This is a genomic window from Maridesulfovibrio pacificus (SeqCode), from assembly GCF_048612815.1.
Taxonomy (GTDB): Bacteria; Desulfobacterota; Desulfovibrionia; order Desulfovibrionales; family Desulfovibrionaceae; genus Maridesulfovibrio; species Maridesulfovibrio pacificus.
In genome coordinates, this window is the sequence record NZ_JBLZNE010000001.1 from 588,730 (window position 1) to 614,405 (window position 25,676).

General features: G+C 45.2%; 22 protein-coding genes. 7 read left to right on the forward strand and 15 right to left on the reverse strand.

The window, feature by feature from the left end:
* Nucleotides 1–66: 66 nt before the first annotated feature.
* Entirely contained in the window at nucleotides 67–933 is an 867-nt protein-coding gene (locus ACNI23_RS02915; protein ID WP_420246641.1) for a DNA polymerase III delta subunit-related protein, read from the forward strand.
* A gap of 155 nt (nucleotides 934–1,088) precedes the next feature.
* Nucleotides 1,089–1,250 carry a hypothetical protein gene (locus ACNI23_RS02920; protein WP_420246642.1) on the forward strand — a complete coding sequence of 54 codons (162 nt, stop codon included), beginning with the start codon at nucleotides 1,089–1,091 and terminating at the stop codon, nucleotides 1,248–1,250.
* Nucleotides 1,251–1,263: 13 nt separating this feature from the next.
* Here the strand turns inward: ACNI23_RS02920 and ACNI23_RS02925 are convergent, their stop codons facing one another.
* The 5 genes from ACNI23_RS02925 to ACNI23_RS02945 all read right to left on the reverse strand — a co-directional run bounded on the left by ACNI23_RS02925 (nucleotide 1,264) and on the right by ACNI23_RS02945 (nucleotide 6,106).
* Nucleotides 1,264–2,043 carry a substrate-binding periplasmic protein gene (locus ACNI23_RS02925; protein ID WP_420246643.1) on the reverse strand — a complete coding sequence of 260 codons (780 nt, stop codon included), beginning with the start codon at nucleotides 2,041–2,043 and terminating at the stop codon, nucleotides 1,264–1,266.
* 721 nt (nucleotides 2,044–2,764) lie between these two features.
* Nucleotides 2,765–3,775: an alpha-hydroxy-acid oxidizing protein gene (locus tag ACNI23_RS02930; RefSeq protein ID WP_420246644.1), complete on the reverse strand. Its 1,011-nt coding sequence runs from the start codon at nucleotides 3,773–3,775 to the stop codon at nucleotides 2,765–2,767.
* 15 nt (nucleotides 3,776–3,790) lie between these two features.
* Nucleotides 3,791–4,588 (reverse strand): sulfite exporter TauE/SafE family protein, encoded by a 798-nt coding sequence (locus ACNI23_RS02935; RefSeq protein ID WP_420246645.1) that lies wholly within the window; start codon nucleotides 4,586–4,588, stop codon nucleotides 3,791–3,793.
* Nucleotides 4,589–4,615: 27 nt separating this feature from the next.
* Complete coding sequence (locus ACNI23_RS02940) at nucleotides 4,616–5,314, reverse strand: FadR/GntR family transcriptional regulator (RefSeq protein WP_420246646.1); 699 nt, start codon at nucleotides 5,312–5,314, stop codon at nucleotides 4,616–4,618.
* A gap of 141 nt (nucleotides 5,315–5,455) precedes the next feature.
* Nucleotides 5,456–6,106, reverse strand: a complete 651-nt coding sequence (locus ACNI23_RS02945) for a succinate dehydrogenase/fumarate reductase transmembrane subunit (RefSeq protein ID WP_015851348.1) — start codon at nucleotides 6,104–6,106, stop codon at nucleotides 5,456–5,458.
* 333 nt (nucleotides 6,107–6,439) lie between these two features.
* Here ACNI23_RS02945 and ACNI23_RS02950 point away from each other — a divergent pair, with 333 nt between their 5' ends.
* Nucleotides 6,440–9,268 carry a M16 family metallopeptidase gene (locus ACNI23_RS02950; RefSeq protein WP_420246647.1) on the forward strand — a complete coding sequence of 943 codons (2,829 nt, stop codon included), beginning with the start codon at nucleotides 6,440–6,442 and terminating at the stop codon, nucleotides 9,266–9,268.
* A gap of 45 nt (nucleotides 9,269–9,313) precedes the next feature.
* Here the strand turns inward: ACNI23_RS02950 and ACNI23_RS02955 are convergent, their stop codons facing one another.
* Nucleotides 9,314–9,943, reverse strand: a complete 630-nt coding sequence (locus ACNI23_RS02955; protein WP_420246648.1) for a YigZ family protein — start codon at nucleotides 9,941–9,943, stop codon at nucleotides 9,314–9,316.
* A gap of 185 nt (nucleotides 9,944–10,128) precedes the next feature.
* On the opposite strand from ACNI23_RS02955, the gene ACNI23_RS02960 reads away from it, so the two are divergent.
* From ACNI23_RS02960 to ACNI23_RS02970, 3 genes are all read left to right on the forward strand, one after another.
* Nucleotides 10,129–10,473, forward strand: a complete 345-nt coding sequence (locus ACNI23_RS02960) for a DVU0772 family protein (protein ID WP_420246649.1) — start codon at nucleotides 10,129–10,131, stop codon at nucleotides 10,471–10,473.
* 147 nt (nucleotides 10,474–10,620) lie between these two features.
* The gene (locus ACNI23_RS02965; RefSeq protein ID WP_420246650.1) at nucleotides 10,621–12,600 is read left to right on the forward strand and encodes an ATP-binding protein; all 1,980 of its coding nucleotides are present in this window, start codon (nucleotides 10,621–10,623) and stop codon (nucleotides 12,598–12,600) included.
* A gap of 210 nt (nucleotides 12,601–12,810) precedes the next feature.
* Nucleotides 12,811–14,001 (forward strand): aminotransferase-like domain-containing protein, encoded by a 1,191-nt coding sequence (locus tag ACNI23_RS02970; RefSeq protein ID WP_420246651.1) that lies wholly within the window; start codon nucleotides 12,811–12,813, stop codon nucleotides 13,999–14,001.
* A gap of 77 nt (nucleotides 14,002–14,078) precedes the next feature.
* On the opposite strand, the gene ACNI23_RS02975 is transcribed toward ACNI23_RS02970, so the two are convergent.
* Nucleotides 14,079–15,800 (reverse strand): bacteriohemerythrin, encoded by a 1,722-nt coding sequence (locus tag ACNI23_RS02975; protein ID WP_420246652.1) that lies wholly within the window; start codon nucleotides 15,798–15,800, stop codon nucleotides 14,079–14,081.
* 155 nt (nucleotides 15,801–15,955) lie between these two features.
* A complete protein-coding gene (locus ACNI23_RS02980) occupies nucleotides 15,956–16,888 on the reverse strand; it encodes a LysR family transcriptional regulator (RefSeq protein ID WP_420246654.1) in 933 nt (310 codons plus the stop codon).
* A 94-nt stretch (nucleotides 16,889–16,982) separates the two neighbouring features.
* On the opposite strand from ACNI23_RS02980, the gene ACNI23_RS02985 reads away from it, so the two are divergent.
* A complete protein-coding gene (locus tag ACNI23_RS02985) occupies nucleotides 16,983–17,420 on the forward strand; it encodes a hypothetical protein (RefSeq protein ID WP_420246656.1) in 438 nt (145 codons plus the stop codon).
* Between the two features lie 14 nt (nucleotides 17,421–17,434).
* On the opposite strand, the gene ACNI23_RS02990 is transcribed toward ACNI23_RS02985, so the two are convergent.
* From ACNI23_RS02990 to ACNI23_RS03020, 7 genes are all read right to left on the reverse strand, one after another.
* On the reverse strand, nucleotides 17,435–18,205 hold the full coding sequence (locus tag ACNI23_RS02990; protein WP_420246657.1) for a substrate-binding periplasmic protein: 771 nt from the start codon (nucleotides 18,203–18,205) through the stop codon (nucleotides 17,435–17,437).
* A 73-nt stretch (nucleotides 18,206–18,278) separates the two neighbouring features.
* A complete protein-coding gene (locus tag ACNI23_RS02995; protein WP_420246658.1) occupies nucleotides 18,279–19,190 on the reverse strand; it encodes a bifunctional enoyl-CoA hydratase/phosphate acetyltransferase in 912 nt (303 codons plus the stop codon).
* Between the two features lie 66 nt (nucleotides 19,191–19,256).
* Nucleotides 19,257–19,736 (reverse strand): acetolactate synthase small subunit, encoded by a 480-nt coding sequence (gene ilvN, locus ACNI23_RS03000; protein WP_420246659.1) that lies wholly within the window; start codon nucleotides 19,734–19,736, stop codon nucleotides 19,257–19,259.
* A gap of 99 nt (nucleotides 19,737–19,835) precedes the next feature.
* Nucleotides 19,836–22,037, reverse strand: coding sequence for a sensor domain-containing protein (locus tag ACNI23_RS03005; protein ID WP_420246661.1), 2,202 nt, complete (start codon nucleotides 22,035–22,037; stop codon nucleotides 19,836–19,838).
* On the reverse strand, nucleotides 21,956–22,948 hold the full coding sequence (locus ACNI23_RS03010) for a GAF domain-containing protein (RefSeq protein ID WP_420246663.1): 993 nt from the start codon (nucleotides 22,946–22,948) through the stop codon (nucleotides 21,956–21,958). Before ACNI23_RS03010 ends, ACNI23_RS03005 begins: the two co-directional genes overlap by 82 nt.
* A gap of 96 nt (nucleotides 22,949–23,044) precedes the next feature.
* Entirely contained in the window at nucleotides 23,045–25,246 is a 2,202-nt protein-coding gene (locus ACNI23_RS03015) for a transglutaminase domain-containing protein (RefSeq protein WP_420246665.1), read from the reverse strand.
* Nucleotides 25,247–25,345: 99 nt separating this feature from the next.
* Entirely contained in the window at nucleotides 25,346–25,660 is a 315-nt protein-coding gene (locus tag ACNI23_RS03020; protein WP_420246666.1) for an iron-sulfur cluster biosynthesis family protein, read from the reverse strand.
* Nucleotides 25,661–25,676 lie beyond the last annotated feature (16 nt).

A 25,676-nucleotide genomic window follows, 5' to 3' on the forward strand; every position in this document is an offset into this window, starting at 1 on the left:
GGGGTTACCTTTCCCGGACATATTTTTTTTTAAGAACCTTTTATTAAGCTTCGTTGCTGGCACATCATGTTCACATCTATTCAAGAAACTGCTTCGAGGCAGAGTTTGGTATTGCCTCGTTTTGCGAAGCTCGCTCAAAAGCCTCCGCAATGCCTGCTGATTGAGGGCGGCAGTGCGGAAGAGCGTATGGACATGGCTCGTTACTGGGCCTGTGTGTTGAACTGTGAGAACGGACAGGACCCGTGCGGTTTATGTCAGTCCTGTCAGCAGATTGCAGATAATGCCTTCAATGATTTCCTGCTCATTGACCGTGAAGAAAATGAGAGCGGTACCGGATTGAAGCAGGATATTTCCGTGGATTCAATCCGTGAATTACTTCCGGTGTGGGGCCAACCTCCTAATGGTGGCGGAACCCGTGTTACCGTGGTTCGTGAAGCTCAGCATCTCAACGGCAATTCAGCCAATGCGCTTCTGAAGACTCTTGAAGAACCCCGTCCGGGAAATGTTTTTGTTCTCACCGCACCGCAGCGTGAACGTTTGCTCGAAACTCTCGTCTCCCGTAGCTGGGTCATCACCCTTGCGTGGCCTACGGATCAGCAGAATTCCCCTGAAGTCGCTGACTGGGTTAATGCCATGCTCCGTTTCTGGCGTTCCGGTCAGGGCTGGTTTGCCCGTACTTCCGCAAAGGGAGCCTTGGATAAAGAAATGGGCTTGCAGGTGGTCATGGGCTGCCAGCGGGAGCTTAAAAACGCACTTTTAAATCCCCAATCCACCTCCGCAGCCAATGCGCTCTCCGGGATGTTCGATCCGAAAGGTTTGCGTAGACTCGACCTTGTGCTTGGAAAAGCTCAGGAATCACTTAATTACAACGTTAATCCAGCATTAGTACTGGATTGGGTTTGCACTGCTGCCATGCCGAAGAAGCGGCGGTAGAATCCCGTTGTAATTTTGCTGCGATGTATTCGGATGTATGTGCAACTGATTCGGATGCTGTGGCTATCTAATTTTACCTATCATATAAAGCTTTTCGTTTTTATTTCCCTCTGATATGTACGGTTATTCAAACTGTTAGTCAGAAGGATCTGAAAATGAAATCTTCAATTCTTTATGATCACTTGGAGCCTGTTGAAGAAGACCGTGCTTCAGAGTTGATATTCAAAGTTTTCGATGAAAATGTTGCTCCGGGCTTTACTGCACAGGACTCAAAGCAGCTTAAGAATGTCATTAGATTTGTGCCGATGAAGTATTAGCTGTGAGCATCTATTAATCAGCATACCTGCTGAGCTCGGTCTCATATTTGATTTCAGTAATTGCTGCATTGATTTTGCTGATGGTGTCGTTTGAAACATCTTTCGAAAATATCAGGTGACGGGTATTCCCTTTTATGATGTCTGACATTGACATGAGGTAAAAATCATCTTCTTTGTAAGGTGATTGCCTGATTATTTTAGCGATTTCAACGGGAGCCAGCAGGCAAAAATCAATCCGTTTGTCATGGAGCATTCTGACAAGCTGCTCAGTTGTTCCGGATAGGGCATGGAATGATTTAGGATGTTTCTGAAGTAAATAGTCTATATATCCTCCCATTGAATGGCCCGCAATAAGTCCCGTTTTGTATCTACTTTTTTTAAGTAGCTCTTCTAGGGTTTTGTATTTTGAGAACTGCTCACGATTTTCACGTCTTAAAAGTACAAGAATTGGTTTATTTTCGTAAATTGGTAACGAAAAATTTGCATATTCTTCGCGATCTGGTGTTTTAAACCAACCTATCGAAGCAAATAAGCCTCCTTTTTTTATGGTATGCAATATTCTTTTAGATGGCATACTCATGTATTTGCATTTGCATCCTGCTCTCTCCATAATTTTTTTTGTCAGATGAAGTAAGATGCCTTCAGGTTTTTGCTGGTCATTCGTATAGTAGTAGGGTGGAAGTTCGATATAACCGACTGTTATTTGTTCCGCATAGATGATTTTATTCGATAGAGATAGAATGGTAAATACTAGAGTAGTGTATGTGAATATGAGATAAAGATTTTTTTTCATATCTCTTTTTGTTTTTTTTATTGTGATCGTTATTGGTAATTAAGTGTAATTTCTAAAATTAATTCATTTATAATAGGCGCAATAATAACAGGTATAACTGAGTCTGTCCATTAAGCTACTGGAAAAAGAGCAAAAGAAAACCCCGGGCAGAACATCAGTTCTGCCCGGGGGCTTTAAATACATGTTTTACAGATTACTAAGTAACGTGTCCTAACCAGTTGTTAACGGTTTGCTTTTAGTGTTAACTAAATTACGCGTATCAACCATGATTAGCGGTTGTTTTGAAGTTATTCTTAAACGCGTCTAAACCGATTTAATGGTTTGTTACGAAGTTACAATAAATCCGTTTGCCGTTGAAGAGGGGATCCATTTTCGCATTTGCCGGGATAACCGGCTATTTCCAATCTCTCCGTGGGCCCGTTGGAGGTCTTAAAAGAACTCTCGCGGTAGGCTCCCCTCGAATTGAGCCTCTACTTGAGACTCTTCTTTAGAAAGTGACATCAAATTGATTTCACTCCCGTCTGAGGGTTGGTAACGAGTTGCCTTGGTACAACTACCTCTGCCTTTGATTAAAAGATAACTCCGCTTATGCCACGCGTCAATACCTAAAAAATATTTTTATTGTTAGTCGAAAGAAGGCCTGCAAATACAGGTTTGTATACAGGTAAAAAAAAAGAGGCAAAACTCCGCAAGAAGTTTTGCCTCGTAGATTGTCAGGATATTAGCGATACAAAGCTCTGATATCTACAAAACTGGCCTTTTCGGTCCCTGTGAGAACCATAGCCGCGGTGAGTTCCGCTTTAAGCTGGTCGATGTATTTTTCAACTCCTTCTTGCAGTCCGCCTACGGTGGCAATTGAGAAGGGGCGTCCGATCATTACTGCATCTGCGCCGAGAGCCAGCATTTTTAGTACGTCAATGCCGGTTCTTACTCCGCCATCAACCATTACAGCACACTGTCCGGAAACCGCACGGGAGATTTCAAAGAGAACTTCCGCAGTGCCGGGGCATGAGTCGAGCACGCGACCGCCATGGTTTGAAACAACAATACCTTTAGCTCCGGCATCGATAGCCATGCGTGCTTCGTCAGGAGTCATGATGCCTTTGAGAATGAAGTCGGCATTAACGGATGCGATGATTTCGCGCAGTTTACGCATGCATTTCGGAGTAACCGGACGGCCCATTTTCTTCAGGGTGATCAGTCCGGCTGCATCGATATCCATACCGATGATTTTACATCCGGTTTCTTCTGCTTTTTGGAGCTTCTCGTTGAGTTCTTTATCTTCCCAAGGTTTGATGAACGGGATGCCGTGTCCGTCTGCTTCTTTGATCGCTGTAAAGCCGCTTTCATGGATAAAAGGCGGTACTCCGTCACCGGTACAGCCTATGATCCCTTTATTCTTGCAACCTTTGAGCTTGTTGGTGACATAGTCGAGTTCAGTAACCTTGCCGCCCATATTGAATTCCACACCGCCGATGGGGGCGGCAATGACCGGAATATCAAGATCGATGCCCATTACATTTACAGAAGTGTCCGGCTCGCTGAATTCATGGATGGTCCGCATGTTCAGCTTAAGGTTTTCAAGGGCTTTTACGTTGTTTTTGAAGCTGGAAGCAGTACCAAGTCCTCCCATACCGGGAACTTCGCCTACACAGGCTTTACCGTTACATACAGGGCATACTTTGCAGTAACCTTTCATTAATTCTCTGGCGTTATCGCGTACTTCTTTCATGGGTTTTCTCCTATATTAAAAAATAGAAATCAACATTCTGGTTGCTACAATTATGAGCAGGATTGCAAAAATTTTCTTAAGTTTATCCACTGGCAGGCTGTGCGCCAATCGAACACCAATGGGAGCTGTCAGCATACTAGCTGAAACGATACCGATCAAGGCGGGCAGGTAAACATATCCGAAGCAGTAGGGGGGAAGTCCTTCCGCGCCGATCCCGGTCCAGACATATCCGGCAGTTCCGGCGATGGCGATGGGCAGGCCGATTGCCGCAGCAGTACCGATGGCGGTGTGGATAACAATATTACACATGGTCAGGAATGGAACGCAAAGTGTTCCTCCGCCGATGCCGACGAGGCTGGAAAAGATTCCGATTACGTTACCGGCCACGAAAAGTCCCTGAAAGCCCGGTACCTGCCGGGAAGCCTTGGGCTTGAGTCCAAAAAGCATCTGTGAGGCTACGTAGTAGAGGAAAACTACGAAGATACCTTTTAGAAAATTGGTATTCATGAATGATGTCGACAGGGCGCCGAGAAATGTACCGAGAATGATGCCCGGAGTAATTGTTTTGAAAATATCCCAGCGCACTGCTCCGCGTTTATTGTGGGAACGCATGCTGGATATGGAAGTAAAGATGATGCTTGCGAGAGAGGTTCCCAGTGCAATGTGCATCAAGTGTTCTTCCGGGATGCCCAGAGGGGGGAGGGTGAAAACAAGGATGGGTACAATAACCAATCCTCCACCGATGCCGAGCAGCCCGGCCAGTATGCCGGCGAAAATACCAAGTACAACAAAAATAAGTAAGGTAGAGAGCATTCGTTCCTCCGCTACTTCTGTTACAGATTATTCTGATGAACCACGGCCTGTCGCCGTTTCTTCGACTTCAGCAATATGCTTGCGCATGGTTTCCCGGGCCAGAGCCGGATCACGATTCTCAAAAGCTTCAAGGATTTTGAAATGCGCTGTGATTGATGCCTGCTGGCGTTTTGGCGGTTGCAGGATCTCACTGCGGCTTTCATCCATGATCCTATCTAATGCCTGCATCATTTCCGGAAAAATGGAGTTTCCGGTAGCTTTGGCAATTTCAAGATGTAACTTGGTGTCAAGATCACTGGTGTTTTTGCCGCTTTGGGCTTTCATCTGTTGATCGCAGACGATTATCTTTAAACGGTTAAGTGTCTCCGCATCCATGGAAGTAGCGGCAAGGGCCGCAATCTCCGGTTCAATAACTTTCCTAAACTGGAAAATGTCACTGATCCTCTTCTTCTGGTCGCTGAAGGCTGTGGTGAAGGCATCGAAGATGTCTGCATCCATATCCGCAAGAATGTAGGTGCCATCTCCGCGGCGGCTTTCAACCAGATTCTTTTGTGCCAGAGATTTGATGGCTTCCCGGATTGAACTTCTGGAAACCTTGAATTTTTCGGCTAAAGCCCTTTCTGCAGGTAGCTTGTCGCCTTTTTTAAAATTGCCCGATTCAATCAGCTCGGCAATCTGCCGGCCCACTGATTGGTGCACTGTTTTTGCTGGATTTTTTGAATCCATGATGGGTCCTACCAATTTTTGATTTTGAACAATTGGTCTGACCAATATCATTGATTGGAAAATCAGGCAATAGAAATTGAAGCAAAAAAAAGCCGTCTACAATACGTAGACGGCCGTTCTGCAAAGGGTTGCAGCTAAATATTATGTGCTCAAGGTCATAAAACGTGCCAGAGTGGCCAGGCCAATGCATATGAAAAATACAGCGAGTCCGGTGGCGAACTTGTTCAGTCTTCCGCGCTGGTAATCCTTAATGAATCCCCATTTGACCGCGATTCTGTAGAGGCCGGCTACCACGTGCATGACCACCAGCGGAGCCAGTACAAGGTAAAAGAAAATCCACGGTCCTGACTGAATACGTTCAGCGGAACGGGCCGCAGTTATGGGCAGGTCGCTGAGTACTGCCCACATATGGATAGCGCCCATAACCAGAATCAGCATGGCGGAAACAACCTGGACAACCCAAAGCCATGTGTCACGGTGTTTGAGCATTTTGGCATGCTTCCAGATGGTTTTCTGTCCTTCAAGTCTGAAGGGAATCTTGCGCGCGGCAAGGTAGAAATGAAAGAGGAATAGCAGGAAAAGGAGCGGCCCGCCGATCTGGGCCATATAGTTTTCCTCGTAGGTGTGGGCGATAGTGTCCATGATGGATGGACTGAAAATTACACTAGAAACAAGGCTCATATGCATAAATACAAAAATGATAAGAGCCACCCCTGAAAACATCTGGAGCCAGTCCAGAATCGCGTCACTCTTGCCTCGTTTGACAGGAGCGACAGTAGAATTGAAAGACATCAGCACCTCCGTATAATAATTGAAATAAAATACCTCGCAACTGGTATTTTCCGCGCCGGTGATAATGTACTTCATATGTTGTTTTGTCAATCAACATAAACATTGTTTATTGTAGGTAAGGGCTTGTAATTACGGACTTGAAAGTCCGTTTTACGTTTTTCGTAATAGTGGGGTCTTTGTTCTGGGGTTTTGTGTCTATTTTCGTCCTTGCATTGACCTTGGCGAAAGCGATGCTTAATTTGTTCTTTGTGTATACGGGATTTTTTCAGTCTCCCTCTATTTTTAAGATAATTTGTACTTCAAACCTGATTGACATACTGGAGTTTAAAAGACATGGTCCCTCAACAAAATGCGAAGGCTGTAGCAGCCGTTAAAGGATTTGATTTTGAAAAATTATGTATTTTTATGCTGCTTTGCGGGGTGCTTCTGATGAGCACCGGATGCAAAGTGGAAAAGATAGATGTTAATAAAAAGGCCGATGTAGCCGCCGGATTAAACGAAAATGAATCTGGAGCTGCCCCTGCGGTTCAGCCAGTTGCTGATATTGTGGCAGAAAATGCCGCTTCCGCTGAACTCAGTGAGGAGATCAAGAAAGCACTTGCTTCAGGCGAAGGTCCGCACGTGATCAAGCTTAAGAACGGCATGTCCATCCTTGTTAAAGAAGATGATCGTTTCCCGCTGGTCAATGTACGTCTCTTCGTGCATGCCGGATCTTCTTATGAGGAGCCGGGGCAGGCTGGGATCAGCCACCTTTTGGAGCATATGGTCTTTAAGGGAACCGAAACCCGTGGTCCCGGTGAAACCGCCCTTGAGATAGAATCCGTGGGCGGTGATATGAATGCCGCAACCAGCTTTGACTACACTGTTTATTACGTGGAAGTCCCTGAGAATGAATGGAAGCTGGGTATGGATATTGTCACTGACATGACCTTCAACGCTAAGATTGATCCTAAGGAACTGAAATCCGAGCGGGAAGTGGTTCTTTCAGAGCTGGAACGGGGAGAAGATAATCCCGGCAGCAGGATTTTTAAGACTTTGCAGTCTATCGTCTGGAAAGATACCAGCTATCAGTGGCCTATCATCGGATACCGCGACACGGTTAAAGGTATTTCAGCTGAAGATATTCACGCTTATATTGACCGTCTGTATCAGCCGCAGTCAATGCTGCTTAGTGTTGTGGGTAAGATTGACCCCGAGGCGGTTGTTAAGGAAGCGGAAAGACTTTGCGGTAACCGTAAGTCCGTCAATCCGGTTGTTCCGCCCACAGCATTTCCTGTTCCCGTTTCCGGTGAGACCACAGTCAAAGTTGTTCCCGGAAAATGGAATAAGGCGTATATCGGAGCAGCTTTTCCCATTCCCGGTCTGAGTTCTTCCCAGATAGCCGGACTTGAAACAATGTGTGAGCTTCTTGGCGGCGGTGAAACTTCTCGCCTTTACCGCAAGTTCAAGTATGAAAAGCGCATGGTGGACAGCATTTCCGTATCATCCCTGACTCTGGAACGAGCCGGGATGCTTTATGTCTTCGCCACACTTGATGCGGATAAAGTCGAAGAGTTCTGGAAAGAACTTATGATTGAACTTTCATCCGTTGATTTCAGTGATTTTACTGATCGCGAAATGGATCGCGTAGTGATCAATCTTGAGGATTCCCTGTTCCTGACCAAGGAGACTCTTTCCGGTCTGGCTTCGAAGTTGGGATATTTCCAGTTTTTTGAAGGCGGGCAGCAGGCTGAGGAAAACTACCTGTACGATCTGCGCAATATAACCCGTGATCAATTGCAGCAGCTTTATGATGAATATTTTGATCCCACAAAGCTGGCTGCTTGCATGCTCATGCCTGAAGGCGTTGAGGCTGACGCTCAGGAATTTGAGAAAGCCGTTGCTGCGAACTGGCCTGCTAAGGCCAAGGCTGAAGCGCAAGCTGAAGCTGCTGGTCCGGGTGATGCTGCAACTATCGAATTGGCTAACGGCAGCAAGCTTGTCTTCATTCCAGATGAGACCCTGCCGTACACCGCCATGTCCATGTACTGGGTGGGCGGAGACGCAGACCTCATTGCTGAAGAGCAGGGGCTTGCAGCGATGGTTTCGCAGAGTTTGACTCGCGGAACTAAAAGTTTGAATGCCACAGAGCTGGAAGATTTTGTCTCTGATCGTGCAGCATCCCTCGGCGCAACTGCCGGGCGTGAAGTCTTTGCTATCAATGCAAAGTTCCCGTCCCGATTTACTGCGGATATGTTGCCGCTCATCAGCGAACTCATCACCAGTCCGCGCTTTGCTGAAGAGGAGCTGGAACGCGCTAAGCAGGATCAGGTTTCTGCAATCAAGCGTAAAGAGGATCGCCCTCTGAGTCTTGCGTTCAGGAATATTTTTCCGTTCCTTTATAAAGACGGCAGCTATTCATATTTCCACCTTGGTATGCCCGAGAATGTGGAAAAATTTTCTCGCGATGAGATTATTGCTTATTGGAAGAAACAATCCTCCCGTCCTTTCGTAATTTCCATTTGCGGTGATTATGACCGAGAAGCTCTTGCGGCTTTTGCAAAGGATTTGGATGGCAAGCTGGTAGTGAAAGATACTGCAGTGGCAGTGCCTGCTCCTCATTGGGGAGTGGAAAAAGACCTGACCATGACCCTGCCGGATCGTAATCAGGCTCATCTGATGGTTATCTTTCCGGTTCCGGGTATGGAAGATGAAGAAGCTACTGCGGGACTTTCCCTGCTCCGGGCTTCTCTTGCAGGGCAGAGCGGATTACTTTTCCGTGATCTGCGTGACAAGCAGGGCCTTGGCTACACCGTCACCGCTTTCCTCTGGCAGGCCCCCAAGACCGGATTCATGGCTTTTTACATCGGAACCAAGCCGGAACAGCTTGATCAGGCCATGGCTGGTTTTGATAAGACTGTGAAGATGCTCAAAGAGAATGATTTACCGGAAGATGAAATCCTGCGCGCCCGCAATATCCTGCGCGGTGAGTACTATCAGGAACATCAGAGTCTGCTTTCCCGAAGCCGGGAAGCGGCCAGCCTGATAGTAAAGGGATTCGAGCCGAATCTTGACCAAAAAATAATCGAGCGGGCTTCCAAGACTGATGCCGCTCAAGTTCGCGAGTTGATTAATAAATACATCGACTGGGACAATAGATATACTCTGACAGTAAAACCGTAAGTCATATTTAAACCCCTCGCTTCATGTGAAGCGAGGGGTTTTTATTTATCTCCAAATATCTTCTTCTTCCACTAACAGTTCTGCTGTCCCGTTGGTGTCTTCCACAATCCTTGCGCAAAAGGCTTCCACCTGATCTGAGGGCATGATCAGAGTAAACATCAGGCTGGCTCCGAAAGATTGTTCTTCTATCTCGGCTCGGTATTCATCGAGCATGCGCCGTAGCATGCCTTCCTGTGCATATGAAATTTCAAGAGTCAGTATACGCATGGGAACTTTCATGACCACTTCAAGGGCTTCCAATCCCTGTTGCACTGCACCGGAATAAGCTCGTACAAGCCCTCCTGTTCCGAGTTTTATCCCTCCAAAATACCTTGTAACCACTGCTGCAATGTCCCCAATGCCGCTGCCTTGCAGAACTTGCAGCATGGGCTTACCTGCGGTCCCTTGTGGTTCTCCATCATCACTCATGCCCATGTCTCCGGTTTGAGGCGGTCCGGCTATGAAAGCAGAGCAGTGATGGCGGGCATCAGGAAACTCACTTTTGATGGAGGCGATAAACTCTTTTGCCTCTTCTCTTGTTGTTACTGGCCTAATATCACAGATAAAACGGCTTTTTTTTATGGTTTCTTCGGTCCGGATATTTTTTAAAGGAACTGGATATGCTTGATTCGCCATGATTGCTTAATGTTTAATATTATTGGGTTTGTTTGTTTTCTATCGGGCTTGGTTAATTCATATAGTACAGAAATTCAAATTTAATGAAATTTATCTCTTGACTCACTAATAGTAATTGTTATTATTTAATCAAGGTTGATGGGAAACCGATTAGTTAAAATATTTTTTAGAGTAAGGAGATAACTATGGGAAGCCTTAGAGATTATAAGAACTGGGACATCGATTGGGAAATGACTCCTGAAGATGCTGTAACCCTTTACCTTGAGTGGGGGAACCATCCTTGGGATTCCAAGTTTGCACCGGTAACATCCAAGAATGACTATACAAACTATTTCACCGTTTATCTGTGGGACGACAAGCCGAGAGTGCTTTTCGTACGCAGGAACTCGGAAGAGGCTCGTGAACTGATGAGCATTGAACTGCCTAAGGACATTGCTGAAAGGTTCAGGAAGTCGGTCGGCGGTCTCAAGGGAAATTATCCCATAAACGCCGAAGTAAGAGAATGGATCGAATCACAGATGAATAATTAGTTCCCATCTCCTTATCATCTAACCCGCAGGGGGACAGGTAAATACCTGTCCCCCTCTCTTTTTTATGTGCTTATTTGTCCTGTTGTGATATGTTCTTTAATAAGGATTAATGGCGGTAATTTGAGCTTTTTGGATGGGAAGAATCTTATGTCTGAAATGAATAATCACCAAGAACTCGGTGAGTTGTTGCCGGCTATGATTTGTGAGTTTTTACCGGATAGTACTCTTACGTATGTAAATAAGGCATATTGCGATTACTTCGGTAAAAATGAAGAAGAGCTTGTGGGCTACAAATTTCTAGAGTTCCTACCTGAAGATTCAGTGGATACTGTCAAAGGCAGGTATCTAAATCTTACCCCTGAAAATCCGGTCCTTACTCATGTTCATGAGGTTGTCAGGGATGGAGAGATTTGTTGGCATGAATGGACGAATCGCGCTTTTTTTAATGAAAACGGGCAAGCTGTTCGTTTTCAGGCTGTTGGGCAGGATACAACAGAACGTAAGCTCATGGAGCAATTGCTGAAATCACGGCTGATGCTTCGAGAATATTCCATTGAGCACAGCGTGGATGTAATTATCGGACGTGCTCTTGAAGAGGTGGAGAGGCTTACATGTAGTGAATATGTTTTTTTTCGTTTCATAGAGTCCGAAGATTTTCTCATTGATGTTGATGAACAGGCTAAGCTGAATTTTTCCTTACGTAACAAATATGAAAGGAATATTCTGGACGCTCCAATGTTTGATGATTGGTGTTCAGAATGCTATCGTAAGTGTTGCTCAATTTATAATATCGCGATTAAGGAAAATGAATTGCATGAAGGATTTCAGCATGAACGCATGAAATATATTTTAGTCACCCCTGTGTTATATCAAGGTAAAGTTTTTGCCGTTTTGGGTTTATGCAAAAAGGGTCGAAAGTTTTCTAAGAAAGATACGGAAGTTGTTAATCAACTGGCAACCACAGCAATTGATGCTGTTGTTCATAAAATTATGAGCGATGCCTTGTTGAAAAGTAAAGAACAGGCAGAGGCTGCAAGTAAGGTAAAATCTGAATTTCTCGCAAATATGAGCCATGAAATACGTACGCCTATCAATGGGATAATGGGCATGCTTCAACTTTTGAAAACAACTGAACTCGATGCTGAACAGTTAGAGTATGTTGACTATGCTTTGAAATCCAGCAGCAGATTGAGTTCTTTGCTTACAGATATCCTTGATCTTACAATGGTTGAAGCAGGGCACATCGAATTGCAGATAGCTCCTTTCGAAATATCAGAGATCATAGATTCGGTTAGACAGTTGTTCGGGCAGGAGGCACGAGCGAAAGGTATTGTTTTAAATTTTGATGTCAGTCCTGAAGTACCGGAGACAGTTGATGGCGATGCTCTGCGTTTGCAGCAAGTGCTGGTTAATCTTGTCGGTAATGCCTTAAAGTTCACCGAACACGGCAGAGTGGATGTAGAGGTCATTCTGGATGAGAAACGGCCCAAAACTCTTTTGTTTAAAGTGCAGGATACTGGAATAGGGATTGCCGACAGTATGCAGAATAAGCTCTTTGAACCTTTTATTCAGGGTGACGGTAGTTATAAGCGCAGTTTTCAAGGGGCGGGCTTGGGATTATCCATCTGCAAGCGGGTTTTAAAAGTGATGGGCGGTGAAATCTCTGTTGCAAGTGTTCTGGGAGAAGGGACGGTCTTTGCGTTTACGATGCCCCTTATGACTGTGGAAAATGATAGCGCTGTTGAAAAGGGGCAGGCCTTGAAGATTCTGATAGCTGATGATGATATGATCAGCAGGTTCGCTATTCAAAAGCAGCTCGAAAAGATGGGGTATGAAATTCATATTGCTGAAAATGGGGGGAGAGCGCTGGATATGCTTGCCGGGGATCAATATGATTTAGCTTTAATCGATATTCAGATGCCTGTAGTGGATGGGGTAGAAATGATAAGCCGGATCCGTTCCGGTGCAATAGGAGAAGAAGTGCGCCATATACCCATTATTGCTATTTCTGCATACGCTATGTCCGGTGATGCTGAAAAATTTACGGAATCAGGTGCAGATGACTATATTGCCAAGCCTTTACTTTTTGTGGATTTAGAGAAATCCATACTGAATATTCTAGCTTAAGAGTTATTTTTTCTGTACTGCTGTAAAAAAACTGTTTTGCTACTTGTGTTCTAAATGAAAATCAGTATGCTTTCTTTCATTCCAACGTTCGCATCCCTTTATTTTATCCGAAAATAAGCAACGAACTGCCGAAATTCCACTGCTGTATTTTGTAGTGGCATAATATCTTATGCCTTTTTTTCGGCATCACATATTCTCAAGGAGGCTCAAATGCCCGTTAAATTTGCAGACCGTATGTCCACAGTACACAGGTCTTTTATCCGCGAAATTTTGAAAGTAACTGAAGATGCTTCAATTATTTCTTTTGCCGGAGGTTTGCCTAATCCTGAACTTTTTCCTGTAGCCGACCTTGAAGCAGCTGCAGTTAAAGTTATGCGTGAAAGCGGTCCGCAGTCCATGCAGTATTCTACAACAGAAGGTTTTCAGCCTTTGCGTCAGTATATTGCTGATCGCTACATGGAGAAGAAAGGCATTAAGGTCGATGCGGATGAAATTTTGATTACTTCCGGTTCACAGCAGTGTCTGGACTTGCTGGGCAAGGTTTTTCTCAATGCCGGTGATAATGTTGTTATTGAACGTCCCGGTTATCTTGGTGCTATCCAGTCCTTTTCGGTTTTTGAGTCAAACTTCCTTACCGTAGGCCTTGAGGAAGATGGTCCTGACCTTGCCGAGTTGGAAAGAGTGCTGGACGAGAACGAAGCTAAGATGTTCTACGCTGTAACCAATTTCCAGAATCCTTCGGGTCTGACCTACAGTGCGGCAAAACGGCAGGGTGTGGCAGATCTTCTCAAAGGTCGCGATATTCTTTTCGTAGAGGATGATCCCTACGGTGAACTCCGGTTTATGGGTGATTTTGAAAAGCCTGTTGTACGCGGCTACCTCGAAGAGAATGGAATTCTCCTTGGTTCTTTTTCCAAGGTTGCAGCTCCGGGCTTCCGTCTCGGCTGGATGGTCTGCGGCGGGGAAATGCGCGATAAGCTGATTATCGCCAAGCAGGCTTCTGACTTGCATACCAGCACATTCGCACAGCGGGTTATGCATCAGTATGTTACTGATAATCCTCTTGATAACCATATTGAGAAAATTCGTGAACGGTACGGTAACCAGCGTGCGGCTATGGTGCAGGCCATTGAGGAATATTTTCCGGCTGAGGCTAAAGTCACCCGTCCTGAAGGCGGCATGTTTCTTTGGGTTACCTTGCCGGAAGGAATGTCTTCCATGGATCTTTTTGATGAGGCTATCAAGAACAAGGTTGCCTTTGTTCCCGGTCGTCCTTTCTATGTGGACGGTAGCGGCGAGAATACTTTCCGTCTCAACTTCTCAAACTCTGATGAAGAGCATATAGTTGAAGGCATTAAGCGTCTTGGTGCTGGAATTAAGGATTTTTTGAGTAAAGCATAACTTTTATTTACATCAAAAATTAGAGGCCCTGAAACATATGTTTCAGGGCCTCTTTTTGTACTTTGTATTAGTTAAGTCTAATCATATCCATGTTCATGCATGAAGTCGGTATACTTGGCATCCACAACCATGATGTGCTTGATGAGCCAGTCTTTAAGAAAGCGGATAATATCGGTTGAGGCAGTAACTTTGCCTCTTTCAACATCGTCTTTAAAATCAGCGATTTTATCGATGAAGATTTTATGCAGTTTTTTGTGCGGCTCTTTTTCGGGGTATCCATGTTTGTCGAAAATCTTCTCTTCGTATCCGAAGTGGTAGATAGTGTATTCAAGCAGTCTTTCTGCAACTTCACCAATAACGGTGTCAGCCTTACGCTGGCGCATGGCCCCGTAGAGTTCGTTGATCAGGTCAAGCAGTTTCATGTGATGTTCATCAATAATGCGCACATCAACTGAAAGGTCGTCCGACCATTCAACGATTTTACCGGAACTGGTATCAACAATTCTGCCGGATGAGATTCCCTGTACAATTGAGTCCAGCTCTTCAACCACGCTGGCGATTTCGGTGAGAGCATGGGCCGATGCTGCCATGCCTTCCGAGGTTTCGGAAGCAACTCTTGCTACGTCGCTGATAGCCATGTTGATTTCTTCAGATGCTGCGGACTGTTCTTCACTTGCTGCGGCAATGGATTCAACTTGAGTGTTGGTCTCGTCAACGATTCCCACAATTGCTTCCATGAGTTCACCGGATTTAGCTGCGGACTCGGTTGAGTTCACAATATCTTCAGCTGCAGATTCAACAGCGGCGATGTTTTCACGGGCATTTTCCTGAATTTTGGAGACAGCCTCTCCAACACCTTTGGTTGCGTCCATTGTTTTTTCAGCAAGTTTACGGACTTCGTCAGCAACGACTGCGAATCCGCGTCCGGCTTCACCTGCCCGGGCAGCCTCAATTGCGGCGTTCAAGGCCAGCAGGTTGGTCTGGTCGGCAATATCGGTAATAACGGTCATGATCTGACCAATGTTATCTGCCTGTTCGCCCAAGGTACCCATGGTTTCCTTAAGGTTAAGGATGGTGTCCTTGATTTGCTCAAAAGATTGGATTGCTTCTGCAACACCCTCAGCGCCGTGAACAGCGTTGTCTTTGGATTGAGAAGCGCTGTTGGCTGCAAGACCTGCGTTCTGGGCAACTTCCAGAACAGTGCTGTTCATTTCTTCCATTGCTGTTGCTGTTTCGGTTATCCGGTCACGTTGCAGTTCCATACCTGCGTTAACCTGATTAACCTGTGCACTGAGCTCTTCAATTCCTTCGAAAAGTTTTCCTGATATGCCACCGGCATTTGCAGCGGACTTGCTGATGGAGTCTAAGACTTCTTTTTGATCTGCAAGTTCTTTGCGGGCCTTTTCAATATCTGATTTAGCTTTGCCTAACTCGTTGCGCAGGTCTTCAGCTTCTTCTTTTGTTTTATTGAAGTTTTCAGCTAATTCATGGATTACTTTACCTGCTTTTTGAGCTGTCTGAGTAATATTGTCATCAAGACTGGCAGGAATAGAGGCTTTAGTTTTGCCCTTGCTTAGGTCTATGAGGTAGTTGCACAGAGTCTCTTGCTGACCGTTCAGCCCGGAGTTAAGGGAAATAAATGCAAGTATTGTAGCTGCAACGGCAATACATAAAACGATTATTTGATAGAGGGATATCCCAGATTCAGCAGTCGGGAAAAAAGCAGCCATGACAACTGAGGCAACGGCCGTCAGGAAAATCACAGCTATGGATAAGGTTAATTTCAGTTTTTCTGGCATGTTTTCTCCTTTTTCGGGAAATTCTCATTCTGGGGTGTTAATTATAAAATAAAAAAAATTATTTACGCAAATATTGTACTGATAAAGACTGTTTTAGCTGGGTAAAAAAATATCATCTTTTTTGCAGTGTTGTAAACTAATTGCCAGTTATAAACTCACTTTTTACCCAGTGGAGGCAGTGTTGACGCAACCTCCTTAATCACTGAGCGTATCCATTGTTGCGCAGGATCACTATCATTTAGAGAATGCCAATGCTGGGATACGTCGAATTCAGTGCTTTCAAGGGGCATATGGACAATGCGTAAATGTCCTTTTGATGTATACATTTCCGCCAGACGTTGGGCTATACTGCCTACAAGGTCCGAATTTTCCACAAGTGAAGGAATCACTGTTTCCTGCTGCAATACTATTTTTATTTTTCGTTGCACACCCTTACGGTACAGGTAATCCTCAAGAAATCCCAACCCAGACTCGGAAAGTGAAAGGGCTGCAAATTCATTGGCGGCCATTTCTTCTTCATTCATAAAATTGCCTTTTATCGGGTGGTCATTGCGGACAACACACACCTCTCTATCTTCAAACAGTTTCTCCTTGAGTACTCCGGCTCCGTAATTTCTGGGGCAACCAAGAAATACATCCAATTTACCGTTTTGAAGCATTTCCTCACGTTTTTCATATGTTGTCTGCATTATGCGGATTGAGATTCCGGGGGCTTTGGTATCAATCATTCGTAATATATCAGGAAGAAGCAGCTTGCATAGATAGTCACTGAGCCCGAGGCTGAATGTTCTTTTGGACGTAGCCGGGTCGAATTCGCCTCTATCCGCAAGTGACTGGTTAATTGCTTTCAGGCTGGGAGCAATATTCTGGTGTATTGTTTTACAGAGCGGGGTCGGTTCCATGATATTGCCACGGCGTACAAATAGACGGTCATCAAAGTGATGACGCAGTTTGGAAAGGGCGTGGCTGACAGCGGATTGGGTCATAAACAATTTGTTTCCGGCAAGGGTCAGGTTACGCTCGGTAAAAATCGTGTCGAGTATGACCAGCAAATTCAGATCAAGATTGGAAGGATTAGTTTTGCTCATACAGGGAATGAATAGTTTTCAGTGGTAAAAGTTAATAAGCAGGAGTAGTTATCCTCCCATACTAAATCACTACTTCATTTCAGGGGAAATTTAAATGTTTGCTTTATACGGTTCAATTGCGGTTGTTGTAGCTTCTTCCGTAATTTATCACCTTGCCCAAAAAAGTATTGCCGGTGGCGGCTCTTTCTTCGGTTCTCTTGCTTTTGCATATGCCATAGCCATGATTTTCAGTCTGGCGGGAATGTATTTCCAGACCGGAAAAATAGAAATGCTGGACATTGTAAACTTTAAAAACTGGCCGGTTCTGCTGTTAGGTCTGGCTGTTTTCGGGATCGAGATAGGTGTTTTGCTTACATACAAAGCCGGGGCGAATGTGAATACCTTACCGATTTTGGTTAACGGTGTGGTTATGGCTTGCCTTACCCCCTTGGGGGCCCTGATTTACCGGGAACACATATCACTTACGTCCGTATTTGGCATATTGCTGATCGGTTCCGGAGTATGGGTTTTGTGTTCATCCAGCCATGCCTAATTGATGCTGCAATACTATTTGCACGGTGAGGGCATTTCTTTATTAATACCGGCTTGTTTCATAATTTCTTCACATTCTTTTGATTTTTTGAATTCTTTCAAAATGATTGAGAATTCCTGACTTATTTTCCCATTACCCGGTTTGCGTGTGAATCCTATGTAGAGTGGGGTTGTATGAATCGCAATAGGGCAGGCTACAATCTTATCCTCCAGATTCATGCTTTTTAAAATATGATTGCCCACCGTAAGGTAGCCGGCAACCAGATCAACTCGTCCGGCCATAAGTTTTAGGAAATTGTGACGTAAGTCTTTTACCTCATCCCTATGAAACAGAGTGCTGTTGTCGAATTTTATCCCGTATGTATATCCCTTTGTTGTCCCGATCTGTTTACCTTCAAGCGAAGGTATCCCGGTATATACAAAGGGGTCCTCAATTCGTTTGAATATTGATGTTGTTATGAGCATCAACGGTTCTTCGGGGTAGATCAACCATCGTTGTCTTTCCTTTGTTTTTCGCAAACCGAAAATACCGTCCACTTTGCCGGATTCAGCCATGAGCAGTGCTCTTTTCCACGGAAGGAATTTGATGTCGAATCGGGTGTGCATCTTTCCAAAAACTGCTTTAGCTAATTCGACCTGTAGTCCTTTATCTACGCCGGCATCTTTGTAGTAGTAAGGAGGGAAGGGGTCTGTAGCAAAGGTCAGCTGTCTTGCTGCAAAAGAGTATGCAGGAAGTAACAACATTGCTGTCAGAGATATTGTGATGATTTTTAAATAGTATCTCATAGCCCCTCTTTACGGTAAGTCATAGTAACAGGCTTCCTCTTCAAATGTTAAAGTATGTCGCTGTATAAAATGATTACATCCCCGAAAGGTAACAGGCCAATGCAATGGAATGGAATTTAGAACTGTCGGAGTCTCCTCTTGATGAAACAACAATGGGAACTTCACTGCCGACAACTACACTGGCCATGGTTTTTCCAGCAATGGTAGCCAGAGCCTTGTAGAGGATATTTCCGCTTTCAATTTCAGGAGTGAGCAGTATATCAGCTCGACCGGCCACAGGGTTTTCGATTCCCTTACAGGTTGCCGCTGCAGTTGAAATGGCAAGATCCAAGGCCAGCGGGCCAGCTACGTAGGCATCTCCGAAAGCGTCTTCCGAGGCCATTTTGGCTAGGATATCCGCATCGAGTGTTGCCGGCATGGCCGGGTAGTTAACTTTTTCAGTTGCAGCAAGTATCGCCGCTTTGGGCTTTTCCATTCCAAGTTTACGCGCAACATCGATCGCGTTGCGCAGTATGTCGGCTTTGCGCTGCAGATTAGGTTTGATGTTAACGCCAGCATCTGTCAGCAGAATCAGTCTTTTCGAAGAGGATGCCTCAAACACACTTACGTGGCTGATTATTCCTTTAGTTGGCACTCCTGTTTGTTTGTTCAGGATGGCTTTTAGCACCGTACTGGTGCTGACCAGCCCCTTCATTATCAGGTCTGCTTTGCCATTTTTAAAGTAGGAGACAGCTGTTGCCACCGCTTCTACATCGTCATGTTCATCATGGAATTCAAATCCGTCCATGTTTAATCCGTGCTTTTCCGCTACAGCAAGGGACTTTTCCCTGTTGCCGATGAATATCGGTTCGGCAATTCCTTCTTTATGTGCAGTGAGGGCGGACCGGATTACAAACTCTTCAGCGCATGGGGCAATTGCCACGCGCGCAGGTCGATCATGATTGCGAACTGCTGTAATAATTTCATCTAGTGATGTTAGGGTCATCTGCGCACCTTTTTTACGGTCTGGAAGTTCCGTCTGGATTATGATCAATTCCGCGTTGGTTAAGCGTTATTCATCTCCGCGTTTGAGTGCGATCATACCGGTACGACAAAGGCTTTTGATCCCGAAAGGCTGGAGGATTTTGATAAGCCCTTCAACTCGTTCCTGATCTCCGCTAAGTTCTACGGTAATGGTTTTCTGGCCCATTCCAACAACATCAGCCCGGAAAACTTCGAAAATCTGCATGATTTGCGACATGGTGTCTTTGTTTACTTCAACTTTTATAAGCACGAGTTCACGGTCCACAAATTCTTTGCGGGCGAGATCGTCAAGCTGAATGACAAAGTCCATGGCTTTGAGCTGCTCGGTGACTTTGGTTATTTCTTCTTTGCTGCCCTCGGCGCATATGACCATTCGTGAAACATCCATATTTTCGGTTTCACCGCATGAAATGGAAGTGATGTTGATTTTATTGTCTTGAAAGGCGGCAGAAGATTCGGCCAGAACCCCGGTTTTGTTTTTTACTAGTGCGGATATGGTGTGTTTCATCTTTACTCCTGAAAATGACAGTTCTTTTTCTTGGAGCATACACGCAAACCCGGTCGTGAACAAGCAGGGACGGTAAAAGAGAAGGAGGGGGTAAGGGTGTTAGATTGTGGTTAATCCAGGGGGGCAGAAACCTTCGGAACGCATCTTGACCAGTTTTTCCGCATCTTCATTTGTCTGGGGTTTATCAAAGTAGTAGCCCTGAACGTAGTCGCAGCCGATATCTTTAAGAAGAACAAGCTGTTCTCTTGTCTCAACACCTTCCGCAATGACGTCCATGCTCAGACTGTGCCCCAAAGCATTAACTGCGCGAACAATCTCAAGGGATTCGTGATCGCTGGCCATATGGCTGACAAAAGAACGGTCAATTTTAACGGTAGAAGCCGGAAAGCGTTGCAGCTGTGCCAGCGAAGAATAGCCGGTTCCGAAGTCATCAACTGCCAGTCTGATGCCCATTTCACCTATTTTTTTCAAGTTCAGGGAGGATGCAGCATTGCGCTCCATGATCGCGGATTCGGTTATCTCCAGCTTAAGATTGTCTGCCGGAATCTGGGTCTCCCGCACAATTGTTTCAATGGCTTCAGCCAGATCAGGCTTGGAAAGCTGACTGGGGGAGAGGTTGACCGTCAGGAATAGATCTTTGGCATTGGGATAACGCCTGATCCATAAGGACATGAATCTGCATGCTTCAAAAAGTATGATTCGGTCTAGTTCAACGATCAATCCTGTTTCTTCGGCAACGGGGATAATTTGATCCGGGGTCAGAAATCCGCGCTCCGGATGGTTCCAGCGAACAAGAGCTTCGAAACCGGCCAGATTGCGGTTTTGCATGCTGTAAACAGGTTGAAAGTAAGGAAAAAATTCATTTTCAGGAATTCCATGTCTTATTTCAGTCTCAATCAGCAGGCTTTGCAGGGCTTTTTCGTGCATGGTTTTGTTGAAAACCTTGAACTTATTAACCCCTTGTTCCTTGGCTTTGTACATGCTGATGTCCGCATCACGGATAATGTGCTCAGGATGCTCGTAACTTGAAGTCTTGAAAACAATGCCGATGCTGGAACTGATAACAACTTCCCGCGAAGAGATGCTCATCGGCTTGCGGATTTCATTACGAATATCCCGGATTATCTGGATGACCCTCTGAGGAGTAGAGAAATCTTCAATCAGCACCGCAAATTCATCTCCGCCCATTCTTGCTACTGTATCAACCGGGCGCAGGCAGCATTTAATTCTGTTGCCGACTTCAATGAGCAGTTCATCCCCTGCCTGATGCCCAAGACTGTCGTTGATGCGTTTGAACATATCGATATCAAGCATCAGGACAGCGAAAGTCCTTTCCGGAATATTACGGGACATATCCAGCGTTTCTTCCAGGCGTTCAAGAAAAAAAGTGCGGTTCGGCAACCCGGTCAGGGAGTCGTGCAGAGACTGGTAAGAAAGTCTTCGTTCATATTCTTTACGCTGAGAAATATCATCGTAAATTATGAATGTTCCGGAAATTTCATCATTGTAAAGAAAAGGGTACCCAAGGATGGAAACCGGGATAAGCCTGCCGTTTTTATGACGGCGCATATCTTCTGTCCGGTAAGTTTCGCCGCCGAGTATTTTTTTTAGGTTTGCTCTGATTTTACCTGTGTTGGTCGGAGAAAGGTTTTCGCAGCAGGGCGCCATTTCTTCGGTGGAATAGCCGAAAAGTTTGTTGAAGGCTCTGTTTGTGTCAACCACATTCCCTTTGGAATCAGTTAATGCAATGGCCTGCGGGGAGCTTTCAAAAAGCTGCATGAACCGGGATTTGTGTCTGAAAATCTTACGTTCGGCTACAATTTCCAGAGTGGAGTCGAAAGCTGTGCCTGTGTAAAGAACGGGGTTGCCTCTGGAGTCATAGGAGGTGCGGGCGTTAACAGTAACCCATTTCTCTTTTCCGTGGCGATGGTTCACTCGTAGCAGCATTCCATTGACCGCACCATCGGTAAGCAGTCTTTTCAGAAATTTATGACGGCCTTCATGATTATAGAGAAATCTTGAAGCCTGATTGTTTTCCGCCAGCATTTCATCAACATTGTCGTAGCCCATGATTGCCGCCAATGCAGGGTTGGCTACAGTAACTCTGCCCGCAGCAGAGATCTGAAAAATAGCAACGGTAGCGTTTTCAAAAATTGAACGGAACTTCTTTTCACTTTCCAGTAGTGCGTCTTCAGCCTGCCTGCGTAAAAGGGCTGCAGCTACTTGTTCGGATATTGCCACCATGAGATCAATATCCTGAGAGTTGTAGACTCCGGATCGTTCGTAAGACTGAATTGCCATCCGCCCATTACTTTTTCCCCGTGTTTCAGAGGGATGCCCATCCATGACTTAGCAGGAGAACCAATGTGATGAATGTTATTGGTTCTTTGGTCGCGGAAATCATTTTCATCAAGCAATAACGGATGTTCGGCCTTTATTACCTCCACACTTAGACTTTTGCCATCAGTCATTGGCAAAATTGTATATGGCGCCATGAAATCTTTTTCGTCAGCGTAATATGGGAATGTTAAGGTCTTCTGTTCTTCGTTATACAACCCGACAAAGAAGTTTTCTGCTTCAATGAATGGTTTGAGGCTTTCGTGAACCTGCTTGAGAAATATAGGGGTGTCTGCTGTTGAGTTCAGTGCAGAGGATATCTTGTAGAGAATTAAGTTAATATTCTCGGTTTGTTTTCGTGCCGAAATATCGCGAAGGGATTCGATAGCCCCGATAGTGTTGCCTTTTGAATCCAGTATTGGGGCTGACTGTACCCAGAGGTTGGTGCTCTTTCTGTTCCCGAGGTCCTGAATGCAGATTTCAGCTGCAAGGGCTCTGCCCCTGCGGCTGATGGCTCCGTATGCAATCTCGCCAATTTCGTCACACCCATTTACAAGATCAATCAGGCCGGGAGTTCTTTTGCCGTGTATGAGGTTTATGTGTTCAAAGTTACCCTTACCTATGACATCCTTAGCTTTTGTAGCTGTAAGTTGCTCAAGGGCGGGGTTCCACGCAACAACGATCCCTTCTTTGTTAATTATAAATGCGGGATCAGGTATGAAATGTAAAATGCTTACGGCAGGGGAGTTTGGTACAAGAGTAGAATCATCAAGGCCGGAGTATGTTTTTTCGACCAAGTCAATAAAATCGTTCAGCTCATCGGCGAGTTCTAGAGACTGGTCTCCGATGGTGTCTTTCAGTTGTTTTTCCAGCAATTCGTGCATCGTAGTAAGTGGATACTTTAATAATTGTTGAGTTGCAAGTCAGCTTGTCTCATTATTGAAATAGCATAATATTTTGCTATATTAACCTTATCTACCTATTTTATGGACAGAAATAGTCGGTTCATTTTGTTGATTTCGTTGAACGCTGATTAAATAGTATTCTCCGCGTGGAGTTCTTACTTCCCATGTTTTATCTTCGGAATTCATTTTTCCTTGAATTGTCTTTTCAATTATTTGAAATCTATTCTTGTCTATTAATTTAGAAACGGAAAAATCTTTAAAGTATTGAGGATTACGTTTGTTGTTTTTAAAAGAAGGCAGGTTGAATTTTATGGTCTGCCAATTTGAGTAGAAGGCCTGACTGGATGCTGTCGCATTCACATTTCCTGTCTGGTTCTTTATTTGCGGGTAAAATGGTTTCCATTTTTCGCCGTCATAGAATTCTATCCAGCCCAATTCGTCAAGAAAACGTGCAGGAATACCAGCGCTGCGCAGTATTGCTGCGTTTAATATGCAAATTTCAGTAATCGAAGATGCCTTGCGGGTGTCCAATATTTGGATAGGTGAGAGGGGATTTCCCAGCACACCTCTTTTCACTGAAGATATTTCAGTGTTAAATATCTCTAATCGTTTTAGCAGTTTCTTCACTCCACCGACTTTGGTAAGATTGAATCTTTGATGCAGATATTCTCGCCAACTGCTTTGCTGTTCGTACATGATGCGCGGGTTGAGGACATATTGTTCGAAAATGTTGTCGGGATATTTCAAGCCGTTTATTTCAGCTTCTTTTCTTGCCATGTCAGAAAATTCAGCATTCTCAATCAATTCAATTGCATTGACCGTCAGTAGATCTGCCGCGGGCAGGCTGGAAATAGACTTGAGCAGTGAATCCCGGTTGGAGGCTGGGCAGTTGTCTATTGCCAGTAGTATTTGCGGGGTGTTCAGCCCCGATTTTGCAATAGCTGAAGCGTTGTCAGGCAATGCTGTCTCAGCACTGGTTTTCATGCCTGCCAGTTTTTGCAACCGTCTATTTTTTATGAAATCAAATTCCGCCTTTTTTGCCCCTTCTGAGTTCTTGGGCGGGGTGGGAATTTTTAAAGTGTCCTGATAGGCAAATTTAAAACTGATAGTGCCTTCCGGTTTATTGTTCGGCTGCATCCTGAGTATGACCGGAGAGCGTACCGCTTGTTCTCCGGGAATCCAGATTGATCCTGAATATGCAGAGCGCTCCCCGTTTGCAGCAGATAGAAGTACTGAACCCGGACCTAAAGTTATTTTTACCTTTCCCTCTGCGTTAGTGGTCTTGCTGGCGACAGGGCGGAAGGACGCATAATTCAAAACTGAAAAGAATATTCTTGTTCCGGGCAGAGGTTTGCCCTTGGAATCAACAACCAGCACTTCGGTTCTGCTTGCCGGGGCATAACGCGCTGTAGTGTTGATCAGTGTACAGCCGAAAGAACGGCCCATAATCGGGTAATCTGCTGAAGTGGCATTGCCGTAAGCATAGGAAATTACCAGCGGTGCCTTGCGGACTGAGCCGCTGAACCATGCATGGTCGAGTCCGTAGTCGGGATTGGCGGATTCAATGTAATGCCATTTGCCGTCTACCTGAACCTCGGTCCAAGTGTGGTTATCGTTTGAGTGCTGCCATGCCGGGACCATTGCCTGTCTTGCGGGGATACCCACGCTGCGCAGAGCGCAGACTGTAAGGATTACAGCTTCTTCACATCTTCCCCAGCCCCGGTTGATAGTCATGAGCGGGTTTTGGTCCCAACGCTGGGTGGACTTGAATCCTGTTTTGGAAAAACACCAGCGGTTTACGGCAAGCACAGCTTCTTCCATTGATTCGCATTCAGCAACAAGTGGTAGAAGTTCGTTGAAAAATTGTTTTCGCCAACTAGCGGCTTTTTCCTGACTAACACGGTGCGGCAGCACATAGTGCAGGAAGTCGTTCCATGAAATGTTTTTTCCCCACTTGGTTGATTCGCGGGCAAGGAAGGCATAGTCGATGTTTTCAGCCAATTCCTTTGCCGAGAGTCCGGCCCGGTCCGATGGCGGAAGGTTGGCAATCAGAAATTGTGCTGCCTGATGTTTTTCCGGTCTTTTGCCATATCTGGAAATTAAATTCTGTAATTCAGAGCGGTTGCTGCCTGAAGTCTCAAGTATTGTCTGTATTGATGCGGAGTATGGTGAAGATTGATCTTGATAATTTTTAGTTGAACAGGCGCATAGGGACGCGCAGAAACAAATGGCAGTGAAAATATAGGATATGTTTTTGAGTGGAATCATGAAGATTGGTCTAGCATATAGTCCGTCTTATGTAAAAAAAGACCGGAACCATAAAGGTCCCGGTCTTAGTGGTGTATAGTCTCATTTTTCTCGATTTGGTTAGCCGCAACCGCAGCCGCTGCAGCCTCCGCCACAACCATTTTCTTCTTCGAATACGAGAGATGAGGAGATTTCAATTCCCATAGGGGAAAGGTCAATCACCATGGGTTTGGCCTGCTCTAAAAGTTCCTGATCAACTACAAAGTCGTAGCCTTCAAGATTGATGGTTTCATCGCCTTCTTTTGCGGAATCAATTCCAAGCGCCAGGCGGGTTCCACTGCATGCGGAAGCGATGTATATACGAATCGGCTCTTTGTCTTTGTCTTCAAAGTGCTGATCGAGTACTTCTTTTGCTTTCTCTGTGATTTTAAGCATTATTTTCTCCTTTTGA